24 protein-coding genes are annotated in these 24,393 nt (G+C 62.9%); 6 read left to right on the forward strand and 18 right to left on the reverse strand.

What is annotated here, in order from left to right; all coding sequences use genetic code 11:
- Nucleotides 1-23 precede the first annotated feature (23 nt).
- On the forward strand, nt 24-143 hold the full coding sequence (locus MTX36_RS08230; RefSeq protein ID WP_374230455.1) for an IS3 family transposase: 120 nt from the start codon (nt 24-26) through the stop codon (nt 141-143).
- 88 nt (nt 144-231) lie between these two features.
- On the opposite strand, the gene MTX36_RS08235 is transcribed toward MTX36_RS08230, so the two are convergent.
- Nucleotides 232-540 (reverse strand): hypothetical protein, encoded by a 309-nt coding sequence (locus tag MTX36_RS08235; RefSeq protein ID WP_243619241.1) that lies wholly within the window; start codon nt 538-540, stop codon nt 232-234.
- A 35-nt stretch (nt 541-575) separates the two neighbouring features.
- Complete coding sequence (locus MTX36_RS08240; protein WP_243619242.1) at nt 576-1,049, reverse strand: hypothetical protein; 474 nt, start codon at nt 1,047-1,049, stop codon at nt 576-578.
- Between the two features lie 395 nt (nt 1,050-1,444).
- Here MTX36_RS08240 and MTX36_RS08245 point away from each other — a divergent pair, with 395 nt between their 5' ends.
- Nucleotides 1,445-2,980, forward strand: a complete 1,536-nt coding sequence (locus tag MTX36_RS08245; protein ID WP_243619243.1) for an amino acid permease — start codon at nt 1,445-1,447, stop codon at nt 2,978-2,980.
- A 74-nt stretch (nt 2,981-3,054) separates the two neighbouring features.
- Here the strand turns inward: MTX36_RS08245 and MTX36_RS08250 are convergent, their stop codons facing one another.
- Complete coding sequence (locus MTX36_RS08250) at nt 3,055-3,891, reverse strand: DoxX family protein (RefSeq protein ID WP_243619244.1); 837 nt, start codon at nt 3,889-3,891, stop codon at nt 3,055-3,057.
- Between the two features lie 89 nt (nt 3,892-3,980).
- On the opposite strand from MTX36_RS08250, the gene MTX36_RS08255 reads away from it, so the two are divergent.
- On the forward strand, nt 3,981-5,114 hold the full coding sequence (locus tag MTX36_RS08255) for a sorbosone dehydrogenase family protein (RefSeq protein ID WP_243619245.1): 1,134 nt from the start codon (nt 3,981-3,983) through the stop codon (nt 5,112-5,114).
- Between the two features lie 120 nt (nt 5,115-5,234).
- On the opposite strand, the gene gatB is transcribed toward MTX36_RS08255, so the two are convergent.
- From gatB to MTX36_RS08275, 4 genes are all read right to left on the reverse strand, one after another.
- Nucleotides 5,235-6,746 carry an Asp-tRNA(Asn)/Glu-tRNA(Gln) amidotransferase subunit GatB gene (gene gatB, locus MTX36_RS08260; RefSeq protein ID WP_243619246.1) on the reverse strand — a complete coding sequence of 504 codons (1,512 nt, stop codon included), beginning with the start codon at nt 6,744-6,746 and terminating at the stop codon, nt 5,235-5,237.
- A 25-nt stretch (nt 6,747-6,771) separates the two neighbouring features.
- Nucleotides 6,772-7,803 (reverse strand): ATP-dependent 6-phosphofructokinase, encoded by a 1,032-nt coding sequence (locus tag MTX36_RS08265; protein ID WP_094272231.1) that lies wholly within the window; start codon nt 7,801-7,803, stop codon nt 6,772-6,774.
- A gap of 78 nt (nt 7,804-7,881) precedes the next feature.
- Nucleotides 7,882-8,544, reverse strand: coding sequence for a response regulator transcription factor (locus MTX36_RS08270; protein ID WP_243619247.1), 663 nt, complete (start codon nt 8,542-8,544; stop codon nt 7,882-7,884).
- A 9-nt stretch (nt 8,545-8,553) separates the two neighbouring features.
- Nucleotides 8,554-9,687: a sensor histidine kinase gene (locus tag MTX36_RS08275; RefSeq protein WP_243619248.1), complete on the reverse strand. Its 1,134-nt coding sequence runs from the start codon at nt 9,685-9,687 to the stop codon at nt 8,554-8,556.
- A 230-nt stretch (nt 9,688-9,917) separates the two neighbouring features.
- Between MTX36_RS08275 and MTX36_RS08280 the strand changes: the two genes are divergently transcribed.
- Complete coding sequence (locus MTX36_RS08280; protein WP_243619249.1) at nt 9,918-10,547, forward strand: hypothetical protein; 630 nt, start codon at nt 9,918-9,920, stop codon at nt 10,545-10,547.
- The gene (locus tag MTX36_RS08285; protein WP_243619250.1) at nt 10,544-11,851 is read left to right on the forward strand and encodes an alpha/beta-hydrolase family protein; all 1,308 of its coding nucleotides are present in this window, start codon (nt 10,544-10,546) and stop codon (nt 11,849-11,851) included. The genes MTX36_RS08280 and MTX36_RS08285 overlap by 4 nt, the downstream gene beginning before the upstream one ends.
- 55 nt (nt 11,852-11,906) lie before the next feature.
- Here the strand turns inward: MTX36_RS08285 and gatA are convergent, their stop codons facing one another.
- Together gatA and gatC are read right to left on the reverse strand one after the other, a co-directional pair.
- Complete coding sequence (gene gatA / locus MTX36_RS08290; RefSeq protein WP_243619252.1) at nt 11,907-13,385, reverse strand: Asp-tRNA(Asn)/Glu-tRNA(Gln) amidotransferase subunit GatA; 1,479 nt, start codon at nt 13,383-13,385, stop codon at nt 11,907-11,909.
- Entirely contained in the window at nt 13,382-13,681 is a 300-nt protein-coding gene (gatC, locus tag MTX36_RS08295; protein ID WP_243619253.1) for an Asp-tRNA(Asn)/Glu-tRNA(Gln) amidotransferase subunit GatC, read from the reverse strand. Before gatC ends, gatA begins: the two co-directional genes overlap by 4 nt.
- Before the next feature lie 255 nt (nt 13,682-13,936).
- Here gatC and MTX36_RS08300 point away from each other — a divergent pair, with 255 nt between their 5' ends.
- Nucleotides 13,937-14,587 carry an ACT domain-containing protein gene (locus MTX36_RS08300; protein ID WP_243619254.1) on the forward strand — a complete coding sequence of 217 codons (651 nt, stop codon included), beginning with the start codon at nt 13,937-13,939 and terminating at the stop codon, nt 14,585-14,587.
- Between the two features lie 14 nt (nt 14,588-14,601).
- Here MTX36_RS08300 and MTX36_RS08305 read toward each other — a convergent pair whose 3' ends face one another.
- The 9 genes from MTX36_RS08305 to MTX36_RS08345 form a co-directional block, all read right to left on the reverse strand.
- Nucleotides 14,602-15,090: a GNAT family N-acetyltransferase gene (locus MTX36_RS08305; RefSeq protein ID WP_243619256.1), complete on the reverse strand. Its 489-nt coding sequence runs from the start codon at nt 15,088-15,090 to the stop codon at nt 14,602-14,604.
- A 53-nt stretch (nt 15,091-15,143) separates the two neighbouring features.
- Nucleotides 15,144-17,243: an NAD-dependent DNA ligase LigA gene (ligA, locus tag MTX36_RS08310; protein ID WP_243619257.1), complete on the reverse strand. Its 2,100-nt coding sequence runs from the start codon at nt 17,241-17,243 to the stop codon at nt 15,144-15,146.
- A gap of 41 nt (nt 17,244-17,284) precedes the next feature.
- Entirely contained in the window at nt 17,285-18,307 is a 1,023-nt protein-coding gene (locus MTX36_RS08315) for a methionine synthase (protein ID WP_243619259.1), read from the reverse strand.
- Complete coding sequence (mnmA, locus tag MTX36_RS08320; RefSeq protein WP_243619260.1) at nt 18,304-19,401, reverse strand: tRNA 2-thiouridine(34) synthase MnmA; 1,098 nt, start codon at nt 19,399-19,401, stop codon at nt 18,304-18,306. Before mnmA ends, MTX36_RS08315 begins: the two co-directional genes overlap by 4 nt.
- The gene (locus MTX36_RS08325) at nt 19,401-20,630 is read right to left on the reverse strand and encodes a cysteine desulfurase family protein (protein ID WP_243619261.1); all 1,230 of its coding nucleotides are present in this window, start codon (nt 20,628-20,630) and stop codon (nt 19,401-19,403) included. The genes mnmA and MTX36_RS08325 overlap by 1 nt, the downstream gene beginning before the upstream one ends.
- A gap of 49 nt (nt 20,631-20,679) precedes the next feature.
- A complete protein-coding gene (locus tag MTX36_RS08330; protein ID WP_243619262.1) occupies nt 20,680-21,486 on the reverse strand; it encodes a 1-acyl-sn-glycerol-3-phosphate acyltransferase in 807 nt (268 codons plus the stop codon).
- Nucleotides 21,487-21,548: 62 nt separating this feature from the next.
- The gene (locus tag MTX36_RS08335; protein WP_243619263.1) at nt 21,549-22,379 is read right to left on the reverse strand and encodes a GNAT family N-acetyltransferase; all 831 of its coding nucleotides are present in this window, start codon (nt 22,377-22,379) and stop codon (nt 21,549-21,551) included.
- 134 nt (nt 22,380-22,513) lie between these two features.
- A complete protein-coding gene (locus MTX36_RS08340) occupies nt 22,514-23,470 on the reverse strand; it encodes an electron transfer flavoprotein subunit alpha/FixB family protein (RefSeq protein WP_243619264.1) in 957 nt (318 codons plus the stop codon).
- A 48-nt stretch (nt 23,471-23,518) separates the two neighbouring features.
- Nucleotides 23,519-24,319: an electron transfer flavoprotein subunit beta/FixA family protein gene (locus MTX36_RS08345; protein WP_094272218.1), complete on the reverse strand. Its 801-nt coding sequence runs from the start codon at nt 24,317-24,319 to the stop codon at nt 23,519-23,521.
- Nucleotides 24,320-24,393 lie beyond the last annotated feature (74 nt).

Here is a 24,393-nt window from a genome sequence, read left to right on the forward strand (position 1 = left end):
TCCATCATGTCCGATACCTCAGCATCGATGCGTTGGCTACGGCGCTGCACGATTACATCCACTGGTACAACCATGAACGCATCTCCACAAAGCTCCAGGGCCTGAGCCCGGTGCAATACCGGGTTCAAGCCCTGGTGGCTTAGGCTCTTATTTGGCCAGTCCAACTTCCGGGGACCAGTTCACGCCTGCGGCTGGGGACCTTCTTGTCTCCGCACCACAAACCTGAATTATCTACTCGGTGACGGCAACACACCGCCAAACCTCGCCGTCGCACGCGTCCGGCGACATCTGCTCCGACAAGTCGACGTGAACCGTTAATTCGGCGCAGTGCTGCGTCAGGTCTGCGACTACGGCATCGGAAAGAAAGTGGTGGTGTAGATCAAGTGAGTCGAGATGGGCGAACCGACGGCTGGCGAGGAGCGCCGCAGCACCGTCGTCGGTGAGAACGCCCAACGACAGATCCAGGGTGCGCAACCGGGCAAGGAGCGGGGCTGCCACTACAGCGTGCACAACAGCGTCCTGAATCTCACTGTTCCGCAAGCCGAGATGCTTACGGTGGCGACGCCGCGGCCGATTCAATGGTCAAACGGCGCAGACAAGCATGTCCTGCCGGGGGGAAACTGCAATTCGGTCCCGCCGCGAATCCCCAATTCGACCAACCTCGGAAACGCCGCGAGAATCGGAGTGACGTCGGATTGCTGAATCCAAGAGATCTCCTGCTGCTCTTGCGTGATGTCGGCAAGAAACAGCGCGCGCAATGACGTCAACCGTTCTTGTTGTCCGACAATCAGTTCCACGATCGACGACGAGTCGGCCTCGTACAATTTTCCCCACTGACCGATGATCAACGCCTGGATCGCCGACAGGTCCACCGTCTCCACGAACCTCGCCCAGGCGTCGGTGAAATGCTCCGCGTCATCGGCATACGATTCCACCGAGATTCGCCAGGCTACGGCGTCGGCGTCAGGCAACGCGCCGCCCGATGCTGACGGGTTGGGAAAATCAAATGCCGGAAGACCGTGCAGTGTGTCGAGGTGGGTGACCATCATCAAGATCTCCTTTTGGCCGAGCCGACGCTGACGTCGCGTTTGATTACCAGTCAATAGCAGGACCGACCGACAGGTACGAAAAATTGAGCGCCCCGGCGCAGCTCGGATCAGTGAAACAACCTGGCACGCCAGACATTTCAGACACCCCCAAAGGTGAAATAGGTGAGTGGACTCACCCTGCCGTAGTGTGCACGACGCAGCTGAGCAAATCAGATACCTATTGGAGTCCCGCAGAACGAAAAGTGATCATTTCAGTCAGTTCAGTCGTCTCGACTTGCGCACTGCGCTCACCAATGGTTCCCTCAGCAGGTCGTTGAGACCCACATCACATTCGACAACAGTCAGCCACCTCCCGGCCCCCACGAGGTCGCCGGGAATCAACCAAGGAGCAATACATGCCCGGAGTCGGCATATGGCGCACCAAATCCGTCGAGCAATCGATCGCGGACACCGACGAGCCTGAGACAAAGCTCAAAAAGGAACTGACTGCGAAAGACCTGACGGTCTTCGGTGTCGCCGTCGTCATCGGCGCAGGTATCTTCACGCTCACCGCCAGAACTGCAGGCAACGTTGCCGGCCCGTCCATCTCGCTCGCGTTTGTCCTCGCCGCCATCGCCTGCGCGCTCGCAGCCCTCTGTTACGCCGAGTTCGCGTCGACTGTTCCCGTCGCCGGTAGTGCATACACATTTTCGTACGCAACCTTCGGGGAGTTCGCTGCCTGGATTATCGGCTGGGACCTCATCCTCGAATTCGCGCTCGCCGCGGCCGTTGTCGGCAAGGGTTGGTCGCTCTATCTAGGCAATGTCATCGGAGCAAGTGGCAGTACCACCGCACACCTCGGACCGATCAGTTTCGACTGGGGCGCGCTGCTCATCATCGCGGCCATCACAACCATCCTCGCCATCGGAACCAAGGTTTCCTCCCGCGTCTCCGCAGTCATCACCGCGATCAAGATTGCCGTAGTACTCCTGGTCATCATCGTCGGCTCGTTCTACATCAAGAAGGAGAACTACTCTCCCTTCATCCCGCCGGCCGAAGGCGCTGACAGCTCGGCAAGTGGAATCCATCAGACCCTGTTCTCCTGGCTCACCGGTGCCGGTGGCAGTAGCTACGGCGCCTACGGCCTGCTGGCCGCAGCCAGCCTGGTGTTCTTTGCCTTCATCGGGTTCGACGTCGTCGCAACCACCGCCGAGGAGACAAAGGATCCCCAGAAAGCCCTGCCCCGCGGAATCTTCGGATCCCTCGCGATTGTGACCGTCCTGTACGTCGCGGTGACCCTGGTGCTCACCGGAATGGTCAAGTACACGGAATTGAAGGACGGCAGCCCGCTGGTCGGCGATTCCAGTGCCACGCTGGCCACTGCCTTCGAGGCCAACGGGATCGGTTGGGCCCAAACTGCCATCAACTTCGGCGGCCTGGCCGGCCTGACCACCGTCGTCATGGTGATGATGCTCGGCCAAACGCGAGTGTTGTTCGCGATGTCGCGTGACGGCCTCATGCCCCGCAAGCTGGCCAAGACCAACGACAAGGGCGTCCCGGTTCGCATTACTCTCATCGTCGGCGGCGTCGTCGCCGTGCTCGCAGCGTTCTTCCCCATGGGAACGCTCGAAGAAATGGTGAACATCGGCACACTGTTCGCATTCGTACTCGTCTGCATCGGCGTCATCGTCCTGCGCCGCACCCGCCCCGATCTGCCGCGTGGATTCCGCGTGCCGTGGGTGCCGTTCGTTCCGATTCTTGCCGTTCTCGCCTGCGGTTGGCTGATGCTCAACCTCTCGGTCGAGACCTGGATCCGATTCATCGTCTGGATGGCGATCGGCGTTGTCGTCTACTTCTTGTACGGACACCGCAAGTCGGTACTCGGCCGCAAGATCAAGGACGGGACAGTCATCCCGTCGGCGAACGCCGCACCAGTGCTTGTCAAAGACTGACACTGCCCACTGACAAAAGAACCGCCGCCTTCCTTGATGGAGGGCGGCGGTTCTGTTGTGAACCAGTCACACGATCAGATCAGCGGATTGGCACCGTTCAGGAAGATCCACGTGCACACACCCGCCGCAATGCCGAGAACGAGGACCACCAGCGACCCGACGTACGGCCTCCTTGCCCACCCACGACGTCCGTCCAAGGACAGAAGGCCGGGACCGGTCAAGATGATGACTCCAGCACAGATACCCAGCAGCATCTCGTACTCGGTACCTTCCGGTGCAAAATACTCGAGTCCGGGCGCACTCGCCTGACGCAAGGCCCAGGCATTGATCATCACGGCCAGAATCGACGCGGCCGCTACCGGAGTCAGCAGGCCCAAGATGAGCAGCGCGCCGCCGGCCACCTCGCCGACCGCACCGAGGATCGCGAGCAATTTTGCCTGCTCGAACCCGGCGTCGGCCAACATCGTTTCGAAGCCGCCCAGACCCGGACCGTTCCAGATACCGGTCAGCTTCTGAAGTCCGTGCACCAATGCCGTCCCACCGACCGCCAGACGGAGCACCAGCAGGCCCAGATCGAGCGTTCCACGTCCGGTCGACAAGTCCGACGAGTCGCTGACTACCGGCACCGGATCAGCGACCGGAACCTGATCAGCCGATATCTCGTAGGCGGGATCACGACTGAGCACCTCGGTCTGCTTGTCAGCACCCGGAGCACGATAGGTCGGAAGCTGTTCGGTCACGGAATTTGCATTCGCCGACCCGAACTCCAATTCGTCGTCGGTACGCGGCAAGGGATTCCTGGCGCTCACCGTCGGAAATTTTTCGGTGGGGAGATCGTAAGGACTCGATACTTTGCCCAACGCTGTGTCCGTTTCAGGAACTTCGCTGGGGTCTTTCCGCTCGTCAGTCACGTTGGTGAGCCTAAGTCCGTTTCGTGAACTCGTCGGGGAAGCTACTCCGGCGTGGCGAGACATGCCATCTGTTACGTAACGTCTTCCCCATGACTACGGGTGGGCGCAGAACGTCGATTGCATGTGCCGTGACAATGACCACCGTCCTTCTGGGTGGTTGTGCGCAATTCGACGAGTCGACAACCACCCCGTTCACCCCAGAGCCTGTCCAGCAATCCGTTGTCGACGTCCAACCACAAAATCCTCCGCCGGCGACAACCGAGACGCCAAAGCCGCCATCCGGCCCCCTCGGTCCGTGCCAGGACCCAGACCCGTCCGTCATCGCGACGTGTCTCGACACCACCGGTGGGCTCCTCACCCTGCCCGACGGAAACTCAGGCCTGGTTGCCGAACGCCGGACCGGCCGAATCATGCAGGTCGCCCCGGGGCAGACGCCCGTCGAGGTGGCCAAGATCGACGTCGACGGCAGTGGCGACGGAGGGCTTCTCGACATCGCACTGTCCCCCACCTTCGTCGAAGACAATCTGATCTACGCGTACGTCACGACGGGCACCGACAATCGGGTAGTCCGAATCGCCCCGGGAGACTCCGCCAAGGAAGTTCTCGGCGGAATTCCGCGCGGCGCCAACGGCAACGGCGGATCACTCGAATTTGCGGCACCCGATCAATTGATGATATTGACGGGAGATACCGGAAATCCTGCTGCGGCAACAGATCCCGGATCCCTGGCCGGAAAGTTGCTTCGAGTGCGGTCGTTGAGTCCGTCGCCGACTCCGCCGCGCCCCGAGGTCGTGTTGTCGGGAATCGGGAACGGCGGAGGCGTCTGTGTCGATCCCGGGATCGCGACGTGGGTCACCGATCGCACCGCACTCGAAGACCGTCTCCAACGTGTGGGCACCGACGGAATCGTCACGGCGCCGGCGTGGACATGGCCGGACCGTCCGGGAGTGGGTGGGTGTGTAGCCGCCCGAGGAGTCGTGGCGGTAGCACTCGGCGCCGGTAAAGCAGTCTCGTCGCTCGCGTCCGATCCCGGAACGGGAGCTATCACCGCTGCCCCGGGGACGGTTGCCAAGGATACGTACGGTCAACTCGGCGGCCTGGCCGTCGGATCAGACGGGTTGCTGTGGGTGAGCACCATCAACAAGACCGCGGGCGAACCTGGCCCCAACGACGACAGGGTAGTGAAGATTCCCATGCCGAGCGGAGGCGGCGGCATCGACTGACGGGCCGAGCGGAGGCGGCGGCATCGACTGACGGGCCGAGCGGAGGCGGCGGCATCGACTGAAAAGCATTGATGCCCGGTCGAATTGAATCGACCGGGCATCAAACTATGTGTGCGAGGACTAGCTGCAAGCCTCGATGACAAGTTCCTTGACGCGTGCTGCGTCGGCCTGTCCACGAGTGGCCTTCATGACGTCGCCGACGATCTTTCCGGCGGCCTGAACCTTGCCGCTACGGATCTTGTCCGCGATATCGGGGTTGGCGGCCAGGGCCTCGTCGACAGCTGCCTTGAGCTTGGTTTCGTCGCGCTCGACAACCAACTCCGGATGCGCCGCAACAACCTGCTCCGGATCACCCTCACCGTCGAGAACATGATCGACAACCTGGCGGGCAACCTTGTTGTTGAGCTTGCCACTGTCAATCAGTGCCACAACCTGAGCGACCTGCGTCGGCGTGATCGGCAGTGCGCCGAGTTCGACGCCGCGAGCGTTAGCCTGCTGGGACAGGTATGACAGCCACCAGGAGCGTGCAGCTTCAGGCGACGCGCCGGCTTCGGTGGTGGCGATCACCAGATCAATTGCACCGGCGTTGACGAGGTCACGCATGACCTCGTCGGAAATTCCCCAGTCCTTCTGGATACGCGCACGGCGGATCCACGGAAGCTCGGGAAGGGTTCCGCGCAGTTCTTCGACCCACTCTGGGCTGGGTGCAACAGGTTCGAGGTCCGGCTCCGGGAAGTAGCGGTAGTCCTCTGCTGTCTCCTTGCGGCGGCCAGCGGAGGTTGTGCCGTCGGCTTCCTGGAAGTGCCGGGTTTCCTGGATGATCTCGCCGCCGGCGTCGAGTACCGCCGCCTGACGACGCATCTCGTAGCGAACCGCGACCTCAACACTCTTGAGCGAGTTGACGTTCTTGGTCTCGGTGCGAGTTCCCAATTCGGTCGCGCCGATCGGCATCAGCGAAATGTTGGCGTCGCAACGCATCGAACCCTGGTCCATGCGAACGTCGGAGACGTCGAGGGACTTCAGCAGATCGCGCAGTGCCGTGACGTACGCGCGGGCAACTTCGGGGGCGCGCTCGCCGGCTCCATGGATGGTCTTGGTGACGATTTCCACCAACGGAACACCGGCACGGTTGTAGTCGAGCAGAGAGTGACTGGCACCGTGGATTCGGCCGGTTGCGCCACCCACATGGAGGGACTTACCGGTGTCCTCTTCCATGTGGGCGCGCTCGATGTCAACTCGCCAGGTGGTGCCGTCGTCGAGCAGAACGTCGAGGTAGCCCTCGGTGGCAATCGGCTCGTCGTACTGCGAGATCTGGTAGTTCTTCGGCTGATCCGGGTAGAAGTAGTTCTTGCGCGCGAATCGACCCCACGGGGTGATCGAGCAGTTGAGCGCAAGGCCGATCCGGATGGCGGACTCCACGGCGGCGGCATTGACCACCGGCATGGATCCGGGCAGGCCCAGGCAGACGGGGCATACCTGGGTGTTGGGTTCGGCACCGAACTCGGTGGGGCACGGGCAGAACATCTTGGTAGCGGTGCCGAGTTCTACGTGCACCTCCATACCCATCACAGGCTCGTACTTGGTCAGCACTTCGTCGTAATCGAGGATGTCGGGCGCATCGACAGCAGTCATGGCTACTAGTTTATGCGCCGGACGCTCAGCCGAAGAATGCGGCTGCCTCCTCGTATCGCTCCTTGGGCACAGTCTTGAGCCGACGGGTCGCCTCCTCGAGCGGAACCAGGTCGATCGACGTGCCGTGCAGGGCCACCATATTCCCGAAATCACCACGATGAGCAGCGTCGGTGGCGTGGACTCCGAAGCGTGTCGCGAGGATGCGATCGTGTGGTGTCGGGGTGCCGCCGCGCTGAATATGACCGAGAACCGTCGTCCGAACTTCCTTGCCGATCCGACGCTCGATCTCGTTGCCCAGCTGCTGAGCGACGCCGGTGAAAATCTTGTGCCCGAACTCGTCGATGCCACCTTCGCGCAGAGTCATCGACGCCGGATCGGGCATCGCACCCTCCGCTACGACGCAGATGAAGTGGGAATCGCCGCGTTGGAATCGCTTCTTGACCATCGCGCACACTTCGTCGACGTCGAACGGCTGCTCCGGAACCAGGGTCAGGTGTGCACCGGAAGCCAAACCGGCCTGCAGAGCGATCCAACCGGCATGGCGGCCCATAACCTCGACGAGCATGACGCGCTGATGCGATTCCGCCGTCGTGTGGAGGCGGTCGATGGCATCGGTGGCAACGGCAAGCGCAGTGTCGAAGCCGAAAGTGACGTCGGTGCAGTCGATATCGTTGTCGATTGTCTTGGGAACACCGATGACTGGCACGCCGCTGTCCGACAGCCAACTTGCCGCCGTCAGGGTTCCCTCGCCGCCGATGGGGATCAGGACGTCGATCCCGTTGTCGTCGAGGGTCTGCTTGATCTGATCGAGCCCGGCGCGCAATTTATCGGGATTGACGCGTGCGGTGCCGAGAATGGTTCCACCACGCGTCAGGATGCGGTCGATGCGATCGTCCGCGGCCAGTGGAACCTTGCGATCTTCGAGAAGTCCCCGCCAACCGTCACGGAATCCGACAACCGAACTCCCGTACCGACCCGCTGACGTCCGCACGACAGCCCTGATCACTGCGTTCAATCCCGGGCAGTCACCGCCACCTGTGAGTACTCCGATTCGCATTGTGACTGCACCTCTCGCATTGACTGATTGTGAAACCCGTGCAGTTCCATCTTCCCCCAGCGGCCACGTCGCTGCAGGCTATCGCGGCGTAACGAGGCCACTTTCGTATGCCAGCACGACAGCCTGTGCGCGATCTCTCAGGTCGAGTTTCGAAAGGACCTTGCCGACATGCGTTTTGACCGTCTGTTCCGCAACGAACAACTTTTCCGCGATCTCCGTGTTGGACAATCCGCGAGCGATCAATTCGAGCACTTCGCGTTCGCGCGGCGTCAACGCGTCGAGTGCCGCCGGGCGGGTTCGAGGGGTCGCACGACGACTGGTCACGTCGGCAATGAGCCTGCGGGTGACCGTCGGCGCCAACAGGGCCTGGCCATCGGCAACCACCCGGACCGCCCGGATGAGTTCCTCGGCCGGTGCGTCCTTGAGCATGAAACCGCTTGCACCGAGGCTGAGGGCTTCGTAGACGTAGTCGTCGATGTCGAACGTGGTGAGCATGAGAACTCGAACCGGCGGTTCCCCACCGGCGGCAAGGATGAGACGCGCGGCATCGAGTCCGTTCATCTCCGGCATGCGAACGTCCATCAGCACCACATCCGGGCGCAACCTCGCGACTTCGGCGACTGCTACCTTGCCGTTCGGTGCGTCACCGATCACGCTGATATCCGGTTGTGCGGAGAGGAGGGCTCCGAACCCTTGTCGAACCATCGCTTGGTCGTCGGCAATGAACACTGTGATGGGCACTCCGACAGCCTAGGCCGGGGTCACCGGCAACTCGGCTCGGACCTCGAACCCTCCGTCGTCTCGCTCGTGTGTCAAGAGTGTGCCGCCGACTGCCGCAGCGCGCTCTCGCATTCCCCGGATTCCGTTGCCGCCTGTGGTTTCCTGCACTACTGGAGCCCTCCCCGCCGTGATCTCGTTATCCACCCGGATACTCACCGAGGTAGGACCGAAAGACACCGCCACATCGATCGGCGCGCCCGGTGCGTGCCTCGCGGCGTTGGTGATCGACTCCTGAAGAATTCGATACACCACCAGACCCGTCGACTCCGATACTCTCGAGCGGTCCCCGTTGATGTTCCACGACAACGGAATACCGGCGCGGGAGCTTCCCGCCACAAGCTCGTCGAGCTGATCGACACCCGGTTGCGGTGCCGTCTGCGCGGTTTCGCCGTCACTACGGAGGACGCCCAATAATCCGCGGATCTCGTTGAGTGCGGCTCGCCCGGTCTCACCGATCGAATCGAACTCTGCCCGAATCTCCGGAGTCACGTCGGCGAGACGGTAAGGCGCACTTTGCGCTTGCACCACCACCATCGACATGTGGTGGGCGACGATGTCGTGCAGATCCCGAGCGATGCGGGCCTTCTCCTCCAACACAGTTCGGCGTGTGCGTTCGAGTTCACTGACCTCTTCCTGCTCGGCCAACTGTCGACGCGATGCCACGAGTCGGCGAATCAGCAGGCAGAAGACCACGAGCGCGGTCAGACCGACCGCCCAACCGGCACCGTCGCTTCCGGGTGTCTCCGCCAAAAACAGTAGAGCAGTCGACACTGCTGCCACCCCGACAACCTGCAACGGCGCGGTCAGGCTCACCGCCGTGAGCAGCGCCAGAATGACGAGGATGTGCACAACCTGCCACGGATACTCATAGCCGATCTGCAGGTCGAACACATGCGGAATGACCAACGCAGATACTGCTGAGATTGCCCACCCCAGAGCGGGATTCAACCGGATCAACACAAACGGAAACGCGGCCAATGCAGCAATGAACGGCTGAATCGGCGGCGCAACCACATGCGTGAGGTGCAGGGTCGGCCACGCGATGGTGAAAAGAATGAGCGTCACCACGATGATTCCCAGATTCCAGAACTGATCGCGCGTCATCCTTCTGGTTGCCGCCGCGACGCGCTTCGAGGTCTGGCTCGCTCTGTTCCTTCTGACCGTGATCACCCGTCAAGCCTAGGAAGTGTCGCGCCGAAAGTCGTCATACTGCAGAGTGAGATACGCCTACCTCCGAAGTATCAGAGCGGTCGAATAACTCACCCTTTCACCTTCGGACAAACCACACTGCGGAGCGATGTCGACGCGGACTGCCCGCTCATAGCGTCGTCACCATGCGGATTACACGAGCAACACTGGCGCTAGCAGCAGCCGCAACCATGATGTTGACGGCGGGATCGACTATCGCGCGGGCTACCCATCAAGAGAACGACGCTGCGGCGCAAGCCGTTGCGACAGTGACAACGGATGGTGTGGCCACCCTGCCGGCAGACTTTGCCGAGTTCTCCGGCTACTCCCCCGTCGTCGTCGACGGGCACCTCGCCAATCCGAACGGCGATTGCTCGTCACCGATCCCGCTACCCGGCGAGTTCGATTCGGCCTGCAAAGCACACGATCTCGGCTACGACCTCTTGCGTTACGCACATTCTCACGGCGCCGAACTCGGCCCCTGGGCGCGTCAGGCTCTCGACGGCCAACTTGATCGACGGATGCACGAGGCCTGCTACGGTCGGGTTTCTCCCGCCTCCCGGTCCTATTGCTTTTCGATGGCCGACATCGCCGCTACTGCGGTCAATGGGAACTCGTGGCGTCAGAACTATCTGACACCGGTGAAGGAATCCGGGCTCGAGTACGGCACTGCCGGCGTTCTGGGCGCATCAGTTCTCGCTTTCAGCTTCGTGCGTTCACGGCGGCTCGATTCGTCGAACAACGTCTTCCGGCCGACGAAAGCGGTTGCAGCATGAGCGTTCTGCATGCATCACAGTCTTCTGTCCTCGTCCGAATCTCCACGCTGGCAGTACCACGCATCTCTACCTCACTAGCGGCGGCTTCGATGTCCGTCGTGTCACTTGCCCCCGGACTACTCCCGAGATCGGCAATGCTCCAAGGGGCGTTCAGTGGACTGCTCGTCGCGGTGGGACTCCTGGTGATGTGGGCGCTCTCGGGCATCACCCGCAAGGTGACACCGGAGCGCGCCAAAGCCCGATTCGACGAACGATCCTGGCGCCTAGGTGCATTCGGTGTGGGGGCAGCCGTAACCGCCGTCGCGACCCTTGCCGCTGCCGGGTGGCAGAACTCACTTCGGGCAGCGATGAGCGTCCCGCCGATCGGAATCCTGTACTGGGTCGAAGCCGGATGTATCGCTGCACTCACCGTATTGATTCTCGGCCTGGCGGTCTCGGGAAGCCGAAAACTCCTGCACCGTCTGGGTTTTGCCAGAGCCGTCACAACTGCGGCACTGTTTGTCTTCGGACTCCATCTTGCCGTCGGGAGCATCAGTCCTGCAGAAGTCGTCCACACCACAGCATCTCAGTCGCCGATGTCCGAAGGGCAAAAGTTTCTTGCGTCCGGAACTGACTCGGTACGTGTGTATGCCGACTTGGATTCTGCACCGGACGCCTCGGCGCGTGCGGCTCTCGCAGTCGACGAACTCGATCGGGTCGGCGGATTCCATCGCGAGGCAGTAGTGGTGGCCATTCCCACCGGTTCCGGGTGGATCGACACCCACGCTGTCGACGGCATCGAGCAGCGGTTCGGGGGCAACGTCGCGATAGTCGGCCAGCAGTACTCCGCCGCACCCAGTTGGGCAGCATTTCTGTTCCAGCGCAGCGACGCCGAGGGATCTGCTCGGGCGCTGTTCACTGCTGTCGGCACACACATTGCCGCGATGCCGGTGACCGAGCGACCAGATCTTTTTCTCTACGGACAGAGCCTCGGCGCAGTGGGCGGCAGTGCCGCTCTCGCGGCCGCGAATCCAACTGAACCCTGCGATGTTCTCTGGGCCGGACCACCGGCCGGCGCAACGGCATTGGATGGTGTGACCGTTCTCGCAAATACTTCCGACCCGGTGGTGTGGTGGTCACCTGACCTTGTCACGCAGCGCCCCGACCTCAGTCGAGCAGCTGCGGACGCTCCAACCCCGCCATGGATTCCGGTGGTCAGCTTCCTGCAAACAAGCATCGACATGCTCGTCTCGCTCGATGTCCCGGCCGGACACGGCCACCGCTACGGAACACAGCAAGGTACCGAATTGGCGTCCTGCTCCTGAAACAGCTGTGCGCCTTTATTAACCGCGGGGGGTCAATAAAGGCGCACAACAATAATCAGACTGCGGTACCGATCAGGCCGCGAGCTGCTTCGTATGCCGCACCGACGCGGTACAGACGCTCGTCAGCCATGGCCGGAGCCATGATCTGCAAGCCCACCGGCAGGTTGTCGTCAGCCGAGAGTCCCGAAGGAACCGACATCGCGCAATGCCCGGCCAAGTTGGTCGGAAGGGTGCAGAGGTCGGAAAGGTACATCGCCAACGGATCGTTGACCTTCTCCCCCAGCTTCCACGGGGTGAACGGGCTGGTCGGCGAGACCAGAACGTCGACGTCCTCGTAGGCCTTGTCGAAATCGCGGGCAATCAACGTACGAACCTTCAGAGCCGAGCCGTAGTAGGCGTCGTAGTAGCCCGAAGACAGTGCGTAGGTGCCGATCATGATGCGACGCTTGACCTCTGGACCGAAGCCTGCGGCGCGGGTGGCTGCCATGACCTGGTCGGCGCTCATGTTGCCGTCGTCGACGCGCATGCCGTAACGCATGGCATCGAAGCGAGCGAGGTTGGAAGAAACCTCACTGGGCAGCACCAGGTAGTACGACGCGAGCGCGTACTCGAAGCTGGGGCACGAGACCTCGACAACCTCAGCACCGAGAGCCTTGAGCTGCTCCACTGCGGCGTCGAAGGATGCGATGACGCCGGACTGATAGCTGTCGGAGTGCAGTTCCTTGACGACGCCGACCTTCACGCCGCGCAGGTCGCCGTGAGCGCCTTCACGGGCAGCCGCGACAACCGGGCGCACGGGTGCGTCGATGGACGTGGAGTCGCGCGGATCGTGTCCGGCGATGACCTCGTGCAGCAGCGCAGTATCGAGAACCGTACGGCCACAGGGGCCGCCCTGATCCAGCGACGACGCGCAGGCGATGAGGCCGAATCGTGAAACGGTTCCGTACGTCGGCTTGGTGCCCACGGTTGCGGTGACGGCGGCCGGCTGACGGATGGATCCGCCGGTATCGGTGCCGATGGCCAGCGGAGCCTGACGCGATGCGAGTGCTGCAGCACTGCCGCCGCCCGAGCCGCCGGGGATACGAGTGACGTCCCACGGGTTACGCGTCGGACCGTACGCGGAGTTCTCGGTGGACGAACCCATCGCGAACTCGTCGAGGTTGGTCTTGCCGAGGATCGGAATTCCGGCGGCACGCAGCTTGGTCGTCAGGGTTGCGTCGTACGGTGCTACCCAGCCTTCGAGGATCTTGGACGCACAGGTCGTCGGCATATCCGTCGTGGTGAAGATGTCCTTGAGGGCGATCGGGACACCGGCGAGCGCCGACGCGGGTGCGTTTCCGGCCGCCAACGAGGTGTCGACCGCTGCCGCAGCTTCGAGTGCCTGCTCGCCCGCAACGTGCAGGAAGGCGTGGTACTCGGAGTCGACGGCACTGATGCGATCGAGATGCGCCTGGGTGACCTCTACGGAGGAGACCTCACGCGAATGAATCTTCTCGGCCAGAACTGAGGCGTCCAGCGTGGTCAGGTCGGTCATTCGCCTTCTCCAAGGATCTGCGGAACCGCGAAGCGATCCTGTTCGACTGCGGGTGCACCGGACAACGCCTGCTCGGGGGTCAAGCCCGGCACGATGACGTCCGGACGAGTGACGTTGGTGACGGCGTTGGGGTTCGCCATTGGCGGAACATCGTCGGCGACAACCTCGGTGACCACCTTGACGTGGTTGAGAATCGAATCCAACTGGCCGGCGAACTCGTCGAGTTCGGCGTCGGACAGGGCGAGTCTGGACAGCCGCGCGAGGTGCGCGACCTCGTCACGGGAGATGGCAGGCACCGCGGGGCCCCTTTCGGAAGAGGACGTAAACATTGCCGGTCCAGCCTAGTTCCTCGGGCCCGGAGACCTGTAGTCGCGCCCAGGGTGTCCCGCGCCACGCTGCGAATCAGGCGAATTGTTTCGGCCGCGTCACAACCGTGTACTGCTGGTGTGACAGCGCCACGGCGCTCACCACAGTGCGTGTGACAAGTGCAAAGATGACTACTGCGCGGGCCGTCACGGCTCGGGCGTGAACCGAAAGCGAAAGGGACGAACGTGTCGTACCTGCTCCGCGTCAGTCTGCCCGACCGTCCCGGTAGCCTCGGCGCACTCGCCGTCGCGCTGGGTTCCGTCGGAGCCGACATCCTCTCCCTCGACGTCGTGGAGCGAGGCGACGGTTTTGCGATCGACGACCTTGTTGTCGACGTCGAACCAGGGGCACTCCCCGACACACTGATCACGGCGGCCGAGCACCTGCCGGATGTGACGGTCGATTCGATCCGTCCGTATGCCGGAATTCTCGACACACACCGCGAACTCGAACTGATCGACTCCGTGGCCACCGCCAAGGACGACCGACTTCAAGTTCTGGTGGACGGCGCCCCGCGCGTACTTCGGGTGGGCTGGTGCGTCATTGCCGATCTCGGTCCGCAAGGCGCCTATCGTGTGGTCGGGAGCTCGGGTGCACCCGAAACCCATGCCACCGACATCCCGTGGATGCCCTTGGAGAAGCCCACCGCGCTCGACGGTCAAGCCGACTGGGTGCCCGAGGTCTGGCGCACTATGGACACCACTCTCGCCGCTGCGCCTTTGGGCAGCGACGGACGAGTTCTGATGCTCGGACGCCCCGGCGGACCGGAATTCCGGCCGTCGGAAATTGCGCGTCTGGGCTATCTCGCCGGGATCATCGCAACCGTCCTGGGCTGAACCGTTCCAGCCGTTCAGACCAGTTCGCGTACCAGCACAGTCAGTTCCATGCCCTTGAGCGGTTCCCAGTCCCGCTCCGGGTCGGGGACAAAGCCGTTGCGATCGTAGATACGACGCGCATCGACCATTTCGGGTTGGGTCGACATGACCACCGATTGATCTCCGCGGTCGTAGGCCTCGGCGATCACGGCACGCACCAACGCGGTGCCCGCGCCCGTGCCGCGGGCATCGGGTGAGACTGCCAGCATGCGGAATTCGAGTTCGCCGGTTTGCGCGACGTCCGCAAACGGCGTTCCGGGTTCGGCCAGTGTGAGCGATCCGACAACACGATCTCCGAGAAGCGCAACCAGGACCCGGCCCTGCTCGGCCCGAGTTGCCGTGTCGCGCAGACTCTCTACGTACGGTGACCCTTCGTCGACAAATCCGCCACCGACGTACGCCTGCACAGTCAGTTCCCCGACGGTCTCGAACTCATTGGGGAAAACTTCACGAATCTCGATCATGGCGTCACTATCGCACCCATCGTGCCGAACTCGGAAATCGCAGGACGCCTGTCCTACTCATCCAATTCGGTAGGTGCGACGGCGTCGGGACCGCCCTCGAGCAATCTCCGGAAACCATCCTCGTCGAGTACTGGCACACCCAATTCGACTGCCTTGTCATGCTTGGAACCGGGCGCTTCACCGACAACGACGAATGCAGTTTTCTTCGATACCGACCCGGCCGCTTTGCCGCCGCGCACGAGAATTGCTTCCTTCGCCTGATCGCGCGAGAACGTGTCGAGAGAACCGGTGACCACGATCGAGAGTCCTTCGAGGTTGCGCGGAATGGAATCGTCGCGCTCGTCTTCCATGCGAACTCCGGCGGCCGCCCACTTGTCGACGATCTGCTGATGCCAATCCACGGTGAACCACTCGACAACCGCGGCGGCGATCGTGGAACCGACCCCGTCGACAGCTGCCAGCTGATCCATCGATGCTTCCCGAATGCGTTGCAGCGAACCGAATTCCCCCGCCAGTGCTCGCGCAGCGGTAGGACCGACGTGCCGAATCGACAGTGCCACAAGCACTCTCCACAACGGCTTGTCTTTCGCCGAGTCCAGGTTGGCCAGCAAGCGTTTTCCGTTGGCAGACAAGGCTCCGGCATTGGTCCGGAAGATCGGAACGTCGATCAGTGTGTCTGCGTCGAGCGAAAAGAGATCGCCTTCGTCCTCGATGGCTTTTGCCTCGAGGAGCCCGGCTGCGGCCTCGTATCCGAGCACCTCGATGTCGAAAGCACCGCGGCCGGCAACGTGGAAAACACGCTCGCGTAGCTGCGCGGGGCAATACCGCTGATTGGGGCAACGCACGTCGACGTCGCCTTCCTTGGCCGGCGCCAACTCCGTGCCACACTCGGGACACTGTGTCGGCATGACGAACTCACGCTCGGTCCCGTCCCGAACGTCGACGACCGGACCCAGTACCTCGGGAATGACGTCGCCGGCCTTACGCAACACCACGGTGTCACCGATCAGCACACCTTTACGCTTGACCTCGGAACCGTTGTGCAGCGTGGCCAACGACACAGTGGAACCGGCAACCGTGACCGGTTCCATGTACGCGAAGGGCGTCACACGGCCGGTGCGGCCGACGCTGACGCGAATATCGAGGAGCTTGGTCGTGACCTCCTCGGGCGGATACTTGAACGCGATTGCCCAGCGCGGCGCCCGAGAAGTGGTGCCGAGCCTGCGATGTAGTGACATCTCGTCGACCTTGACCACCAGACCGTCGATTTCATGCTCGACGTCGTGACGATGCTCACCCCAGTACTTCATCTTCTCGACCACGGCGTCCGCACCGACCACACGCGTCGTGTGTGTGGACACCGGAAGACCCCACGCGGCGAGCGCTACATAGGCGTCGTACTGCGAAGCCGGCTCGAAGCCCTCCAGGCGACCGAAACCGTGACAGATCATGCCGAGGCGTCGACGCGCGGTGACCGCCGGGTTCTTCTGCCGTAGCGATCCGGCTGCGGAGTTACGGGGGTTCGCGAAGGGCGGCTTGCCTTCCGCGACCAGCGACGCATTGAGTGCCGCGAAGTCTTCGAGGCGGAAGAACACCTCGCCGCGCACTTCGAGGAGGCTGGGAATCGGGTACTCGTCGGAGGCGGTGAGGTACTCCGGGATGTCGTTGATCGTGAGTGCATTGAGTGTGACCAGTTCACCGGTACGGCCGTCGCCGCGAGTGGCAGCACGTACGAGCTTGCCGTTCTCGTAGAGAAGGTTGAGTGCCACACCGTCGATCTTGACCTCACAGAGGTAATGCAAATCCGGTCCGGTTTCCTGCTCGACCTTGGCGACCCAGCCGCGCAATTCGGACTCGTCGAAGACGTTGTCGAGACTGAGCATCCGCTCGAGGTGATCGACGGACGTGAAATCCGTGGTGAAACCGCCGCCCACCAACTGCGTCGGCGAATCAGGGGTACGCAGGTCCGGATACTGCTCTTCGAGAGCGTTGAGCTCGCCGAGCAAAGCGTCGAACTCGCCGTCCGAAATGACCGGCGCATCACGAACGTAGTAGCGGAACTGGTTCTGACGGACTTCATCAGCCAGTAGCGCCCACTTCTCGCGCGCCTCGTTGGGCGCAGGCTGCAAGGTTCCTTCTGCGGTTTCACTCACGGAAGAAGATTATCGGTTCACACCGACACAGCGCACACGCGTCAGAAAGCTGACGGATCGTCCGCCATCGCCGCGCCGGCATCGCTGCACAGGCGCAGCGCGGAACGCGACCACTCGAGGCCCGCCCCTGCCAGCCCACAGCGCGGCGTCACAGCTACCTGGGTCTGGAGAAGTTCCCGCGAAAATCCGAGGCGATCGATCAGCGTCACCGCCGGCATTGCGCATTCTTTCCACGTAACCGGCCGCTCGGGCTCCGCGGTGGGGACCAGTCCGAGCGCCAGTTGCTTACCCGCGTCGAACAATTGACCGATGCCGTCGAGGTCCTTCGACGAAATCAGAGACAGGTCGAAACTGACGGAAAAAGCCTTGCTACGTCGCAGTAGATCCCACGGAAGATCAGCGCTGCAGCTATGCACCATGGTCGGCAGTCCACAGCCTTCGATTGCCGAGTCCAGAATCGCCAAAGCCTCCGGCTCCGGAAGTGCCGGAACGCTTTCCATCTTCGTACGTCCGGGCAGTGATCCGGCCAGAACGGCGGTCATCTGTGGTTCGTCGAGTTGAATGATCACGCGGGCACCGGTCCGCCGGGTCACTTCGGCGGCGTGACGGGCCAGGCCCTCGCCGAGAGATTCGGCGATGTCGCGCAGTGCGCCACGGTCAACCAATACGCGTGAGCCGTTCGCAACCTCGAGCTCGGCGCCGAGCGTCAGCGGGCCCGCGGCTTGCAGCTTGATCACGTGATCAGCGCCGACCAACCTGGCGTTTTCCCAGGCTTCCTCGAGGGCATCCAGATCCTGGTTCAAAAAGTCTTCGGAACGCTTTGCAATGTTTCCACGACGCGGCACGACGCGATAGGACCGCGTCGACGCGTCGAGGTTGATGTCGACGAGAATCCCGCCGGTCCGGCCGACCATGTCGGCGCCGAGTCCGCGAGCCGGTAGTTCCACCAGGTGCGGAAAGCCGCCCAGCTCACCGAGAATCGTGGCAGCGCTTTCGCGGGCATCCGTGCCCGGCCAGGATCCGATTCCGGTGACGAGGCCACCGATGGAAACCGGCTGCGTCACAGTGTGTTCGGTTCCGATTCGGTTCCGGCGATGGTGCCGCTGCCGAGAACCTCGTCGCCCAGTTCACTGTCGGGGCGGTAGAGAACCACGGCCTGACCCTTGGCAACTCCGGTCAACGGTTCACGCAGTGAAATAGTGATGCCACCGTCGACGGCCTCGGCAACCGCCTTTGCCAATCCGCCGTGCGCACGAACCTGCACCGTACACTCGATCGGCCCGACGGGCGTCTGACCCGACGTCCAGATCGCACGCTGGGCGGTAATCCCCCACACGTCCAGATTCTTGGCCGAACCGACTCGGACAGTTCCGGTTTCGGGTTCGATCGACGTCACGTACCGAGGACGTCCGTCCACTGCCGGGCCTTCGACGCCCAACCCCTTGCGCTGACCGATGGTGAATCCGTGCACGCCGTCATGCGCGGCGAGGACCTTACCGGAGTCTGCGTCGACAACGCTTCCCGGACGAACACCGATCCGGGCGCCGAGAAATGCTCGTGTGTCACCGGTCGGGATGAAGCAGATGTCGTGGCTGTCCGGCTTGTTCGCGACAGCGAGTCCGCGCTCGGCAGCCTCTTCGCGGATCTGCTCCTTCGGTGTGTCACCGATGGGGAACATCGCGCGCGAAAGCTGCTCGGCCGTCAGTACTCCGAGAACGTACGACTGATCCTTGTCGGGATCGACCGCGCGGCGCAGGACTCCGTCTTCGAGGCGCGCGTAATGGCCGGTGGCCACGGCGTCGAATCCGAGGGCGATCGCACGATCCGCGAGAGCGGTGAACTTGATCTTCTCGTTGCATCGTAGGCACGGGTTGGGTGTCTCGCCGGCAGCGTACGACGCCACAAAATCGTCGATCACGTCTTCTTTGAAGCGATCTGCGAAATCCCAGACGTAGAACGGTATTCCGAGGACGTCGGCGGAGCGTCGTGCGTCTCCGGCGTCTTCCTTGGAACAGCATCCGCGCGAACCCGTACGCAATGCTCCGGGCGCAGTGGACAATGCCAAATGCACTCCCACGACGTCATGGCCTGCGGCAACTGCGCGGGCGGCGGCAACTGCGGAGTCGACGCCTCCGCTCATGGCTGCAAGTACTCGCATCAGCGATCCCCTCCACGCGACACGGCGCCGGCAAGACCGGCAGCACGGGCGCGCTCTACTACTTGTGGCAGCGCTGCGAGGAGCGCATCCACATCGGTGACACTCGACGTATGTCCGAGTGAAAATCTCAGTGAGCCTCGCGCTGTCGCGGACTCGACGCCCATAGCGATCAGGACGTGGCTGGCTCGGGCCACACCAGCGGTGCAGGCCGAACCGGTAGAACATTCGATGCCCGCGGCGTCGAGAAGCATCAGTAGTGAGTCTCCTTCGCAGCCGGGGAAAGTGAAGTGTGCGTTGCCGGGGAGGCGATCTGCACCGGTCGGGCCGTTCAATATGGAACCGGGCAGAATCCTCAGAACGCCATCGATCAAGCGATCACGCAGTTCCGCCAGTTCCCTTGCACTGGAATCGAAGTGCGCAGTGTTCTCGCGGAGTGCCGCGGCCATACCGACTACCCCGGCCGTATCCGGGGTTCCCGAACGGATATCGCGCTCGTGTCCACCACCATGCAAGAGCGGCACGCACGGAACCTGACGCCCCAGCAGGAGGGCCCCAACACCGTGCGGGCCACCGAACTTGTGCGCGGCAATGCTCAGCGCCGAGAGCTTGCTCGCCGCAAAATCTACCGGCAGCTGCGCAACGGCCTGAACCGCATCGCTGTGCATCGGGATCTCGAATTCTGCTGACACCTCGGCCAATTCGAGGATCGGCATGATGGAACCGACCTCGTTGTTGGCCCACATGACTGTCACCAGCGCAACCTCGTCGGCATGCACCGACAGCTCGTCGCGCAATGTTTGCGGGTCTACGACACCATTCGCGTCGACTGGCAGCCACGTGACAAGGGCGCCCTCGTGCTGCTCGAGCCATTCCACGGCGTCGAGAACAGCATGATGTTCCACTGAGCTCGCAAGGATTCGATTTCGCTTGGGATCTGCGTCGCGGCGGGCCCAGAAGATGCCCTTGACTGCGAGGTTGTCGCTCTCGGTACCACCGGAGGTGAAGATGACCTCCGACGGACGAGCGCCCAGGCAGGCCGCGATGGACTCGCGCGATTCCTCGACGCGTCGCCGGGCCGCGCGGCCCGAGCCGTGCAGCGAGGACGCATTGCCCACGGTTTTGAAGGTATCGGTCATCGCCTCGATAGCAGCTGCCGTCATCGGTGTGGTGGCGGCATGATCGAGGTACACCGGAAATCCGGTGTGGGCACTGTGAGGCGGCAGAGTCATGGCCTGACCAGGATAGCCCAGCGCTGCGCCTCACCCAGCCTCGCTTACCTCACCAAGCCGTCATCGCCGAAGCCGGAGTGATGTGCGTCTCTGCCGGATCAAAAATGTCATGAGCGGCCAGGTCGATAACCCGATTGCCGCGTACCGCCCGCTCACACCGCTGTGCGAGGTCCCGTCGGCACTCCCCGGCCTCTTCCAGCGGCGCCAATCGGACCGTCACCTCGACGCCCTTCTGTCGCAGAATTCGACCGATGGACTGACCGATCGCCTCCGCTCCGACAAAGGACGGTCCCGTACACAGCGTGCCGTCGGCGTTCGCGTACCGGATCGCCATGGGTTGTACCGGACACTGCGAGTCGACCGCCGCCTGGAACATTGCCGGACGAAAGCCTCCGTATGCCCGCCCGCACCACGTGGTTCCCTCTGGAAACACCATGACGCGCACACCACGGCCCAAACGCTCACGGACGGTGTTCACCACCGCGGGCAGCTCACGCAGGCGAGCCCGATCGATCGGTACGACGCGCATCCGCCTCGCCAACGATCCGAGGACCGCCCAATCCAGCAAATCCGCTCGGGCCACGAAATTCGCGGGTGCCACGGCGCTCGCCACCAGAACATCCGTCCACGACACGTGGCCGGCAACAACCATCACCCCGGCCGGTTCAGGGCGGCCCAACCGCTGGTCGTCGACGCTCAGTTTCATTCCGAGGCACCGAAGCAGCATTCGCGAGTACGCGCGCTGCATCCGAGTTCGCCAGTGTCTGGGTAGCAACCAGCCCGCCGAGAGCACCGGCGCCGTGATCAACGCGGCAGCGACCAACATCGCGCGACCCATCATCGTGATACTCGACACACGGTCAGGATCTGCCGGCAAACACCCGTCGCCGCACGGGCTCGACGGAACCCAGTACGGGGTCACCGCACTAGACCTTCCTGCACTGTGGCGGCGGATCGAAGCCTCTCGAGGTACCGCGTGTTCGCTGATTTCAATCCTTGCAGCGCAACAAAATCCGCTACCCCGAATGCGGGATCGTAGGCCGGTTCGCCGCAGATCACAGCACCCATCCGTAGGTATCCGCGGAGCAGGGGCGGCATTGTCAGGCGCTCCGGCGCAGCGATCTCGTCGAGAGTGCGACCACCGAGCACCACGGGATTGCGAGGAACTGCCCGCTGATCCACTGGGCCGGGGTGTTTGCTCAGCACGTAGTCACGGACAGCCCGAACGTCGGCACCCGGCACGGCACCAGGTTGCGGTGTGATCGGGACGGAGACGCAGCCCATCACCCATTCGTGGCCCGTCAGTTCGAGGTACTGCAAGATCCCGGACCACATGATCCCGAGAACCGATCCGTTGCGATGCTCCGGATCGACACACGCGCGGCCCATCTCGACCACGCGGTTGCCCACCGGATCCAGAGCTGAGATGTCGAATTCCGTTGCGGTGTAATACCCACCCGCTTTGACTGCGGCGTCGGGCGTGAGCATCCGGTAGCAACCGACGTAGGCACCGGTGATGTTGTCTCGGACCAGAAGGTGATCACAGAACTCGTCGAACGCGTCGACGTCCAGTTCGAAAGGTGAAACGGGAATCGAGAATCCGGGCTCGGCGGCAAACACTCGGTATCGAAGGCGCTGCGCGGCCACTCGATGCTCGCGGTCGGAGGAGACGATCAGGGAATATCTCGGCGCGGTGACCTCACGGCCGAGATTGTCACTCGCGGGGCGAAGGACTGACGTAATTGTCATGCGCCAGGTATATCGAGCGCGAAAGTCCGTGCGGTATCAGCGAAGTGACGTAGCGATGCAAGCCCGGTGAATAAAGCACTGTGCGCCTTTATTAACCGCGGGGGTTAATAAAGGCGCACAGTAGGTTGTGCTTTTTAGCCCTTGCGAGCCTTCACAGCTTCGGTGAGCTGCGGTGCGACGTTGAACAGGTCGCCCACGATGCCGTAATCGGCGATCTCGAAAATGGGTGCCTCTTCGTCCTTGTTGACCGCGACGATGGTCTTGGACGTCTGCATGCCGGCGCGGTGCTGGATAGCACCGGAAATGCCGAGCGCGATGTACAGCTGCGGGGAGACCGTCTTACCGGTCTGACCGACCTGGAACTGTCCGGGGTAGTAACCCGAGTCCACAGCAGCGCGCGAAGCACCGACTGCAGCACCGAGGGAATCGGCCAGCTCTTCGACGACGGAGAACTTGTCGGCACTGCCGACGCCGCGTCCACCGGAAACCACGACGGTGGCTTCGGTGAGCTCGGGGCGGTCGCCACCGACGATGGGATCACGCGAGGTGATCTTGACGGCACTTTCGTCCTGAGCCGGAACCTCGACGACGATCTGCTCGCCGGCTGCGGCCTGCGGAGCTGCCTCGACTGCACCCGGGCGAACCGAGTAGACGGGGACCTCTCCGTTGGCCTTGGCCTCGACGGTGAACGCGCCACCGAAGATGGAGTGGATGCCGGTGCCGTCAGCCTTGATCTCGATGACGTCGGTCAGCAGTCCGGAGCCCAGACGTGCGGCCAGACGACCGGCAACCTCTTTGCCCTCGGTGCCGGCAGCGGTGATGACTGCTGCGGGGCTGGTGGACTCGACGAGTGCGGCGAGAACGTCAACCTTGGGGGTGACGAGGTAGCCGTCGATGTCGTCGGACTCGGCGACGTAGATCTTTGCTGCGCCGGCTGCTGCCAGTGCGTCGGCCAGCTTGGCCGTGGTGCCCGCGGGACCGGCGACAACTGCCGACGGCTCACCCAATGCGCGTGCAGCGGTGATGAGTTCGAGGCTGACCTTCTTGAGCGCACCCTCTGCGTGCTCTACGAGCACAAGTACTTCTGCCATGACTTAACTCTCCCTGAGTGTCTCTACTGGTTGTTTCTCGAGGCGCGATCAGATGATCTTGTTGCTGACGAGGTAAGCGGCGATCTTGGTGCCACCGTCTCCCTCGTCGGCGATGCGCTCACCAGCGGTACGGGGGGGCTTCGGGGTGGAGGCCGTCACGGTGGTGCCGGCGTTGGCAACACCCACGGTCTCCGGGTCGACGCCGAGGTCGGCCAGCGTGTAGACGAGAACCTGCTTCTTCTTCGCGGCCATGATGCCCTTGAAGGAGGGGAAGCGCGGCTCGTTGATCTTCTCGGTGACCGAGACGATTGCGGGCAGCGAAGCCTCGAGGCCGAAAACGCCCTCGTCGGTCTCGCGCTCGCCGGTGACCTTGCCGTCTGCGACGACGAGCTTGCGCAGCTGCGTGAGCTGCGGGATGCCCAGGTACTCGGCGATGATGGCCGGAACAGCACCGACGCGGCCGTCAGTGGCCTCGTTTCCGGCGATGATCAGGTCTGCAGGCTCTTCGTTATCGAACGTGATCTGTCCGAGTGCAGCAGCAAGGGTCCACGCGGTCTGGATGGCGTCGGAGCCGTGCAGTGCGGGGTCGTTGATGTGGACAGCCTTGTCGGCGCCCATCGACAGTGCCTTGCGGATAGCGTCGGTGGCGCGGTCGGGGCCTGCGGACAGCACCGTCACCTCACCCCCCTGAGCTTCCTTGATGAGGAGGGCTTCTTCGACGGAGCGCTCGTTGATCTCGTCGAGCACTGCGTCTGCGGCTTCACGGTCAAGGGTGTAGTCGCCGTCGGTCAGCTTGCGCTCGGACCATGTGTCGGGGACCTGCTTGATCAAAACAACGATATTCGTCATGGGTCTTTTCTCGACCTCCTGTGTGTACTTCACCTGATAAATCGTCTGAGCTGCTGCACGCAGATACGAGTGGC

The organism is Rhodococcus sp. ARC_M6 (assembly GCF_022810305.1).
Classification (GTDB): Bacteria; Actinomycetota; Actinomycetes; order Mycobacteriales; family Mycobacteriaceae; genus Rhodococcus_F.

Excerpts from the sequence above, each read along its gene's own strand:
- MTX36_RS08345 (WP_094272218.1), bottom strand. The coding sequence starts at position 24,319 with ATGACGAATATCGTTGTTTTGATCAAGCAGGTCCCCGACACATGGTCC.
- MTX36_RS08280 (WP_243619249.1), top strand. The coding sequence starts at position 9,918 with ATGCGGATTACACGAGCAACACTGGCGCTAGCAGCAGCCGCAACCATG.
- MTX36_RS08275 (WP_243619248.1), bottom strand. The coding sequence starts at position 9,687 with ATGACGCGCGATCAGTTCTGGAATCTGGGAATCATCGTGGTGACGCTC.
- MTX36_RS08340 (WP_243619264.1), bottom strand. The coding sequence starts at position 23,470 with ATGGCAGAAGTACTTGTGCTCGTAGAGCACGCAGAGGGTGCGCTCAAG.
- gatB (WP_243619246.1), bottom strand. The coding sequence starts at position 6,746 with ATGACTGCTGTCGATGCGCCCGACATCCTCGATTACGACGAAGTGCTG.
- MTX36_RS08245 (WP_243619243.1), top strand. The coding sequence starts at position 1,445 with ATGCCCGGAGTCGGCATATGGCGCACCAAATCCGTCGAGCAATCGATC.
- MTX36_RS08265 (WP_094272231.1), bottom strand. The coding sequence starts at position 7,803 with ATGCGAATCGGAGTACTCACAGGTGGCGGTGACTGCCCGGGATTGAAC.
- MTX36_RS08325 (WP_243619261.1), bottom strand. The coding sequence starts at position 20,630 with ATGACTCTGCCGCCTCACAGTGCCCACACCGGATTTCCGGTGTACCTC.
- mnmA (WP_243619260.1), bottom strand. The coding sequence starts at position 19,401 with ATGCGAGTACTTGCAGCCATGAGCGGAGGCGTCGACTCCGCAGTTGCC.
- MTX36_RS08240 (WP_243619242.1), bottom strand. The coding sequence starts at position 1,049 with ATGATGGTCACCCACCTCGACACACTGCACGGTCTTCCGGCATTTGAT.
- MTX36_RS08285 (WP_243619250.1), top strand. The coding sequence starts at position 10,544 with ATGAGCGTTCTGCATGCATCACAGTCTTCTGTCCTCGTCCGAATCTCC.
- gatA (WP_243619252.1), bottom strand. The coding sequence starts at position 13,385 with ATGACCGACCTGACCACGCTGGACGCCTCAGTTCTGGCCGAGAAGATT.
- MTX36_RS08255 (WP_243619245.1), top strand. The coding sequence starts at position 3,981 with ATGACTACGGGTGGGCGCAGAACGTCGATTGCATGTGCCGTGACAATG.
- MTX36_RS08335 (WP_243619263.1), bottom strand. The coding sequence starts at position 22,379 with ATGACAATTACGTCAGTCCTTCGCCCCGCGAGTGACAATCTCGGCCGT.
- MTX36_RS08305 (WP_243619256.1), bottom strand. The coding sequence starts at position 15,090 with ATGATCGAGATTCGTGAAGTTTTCCCCAATGAGTTCGAGACCGTCGGG.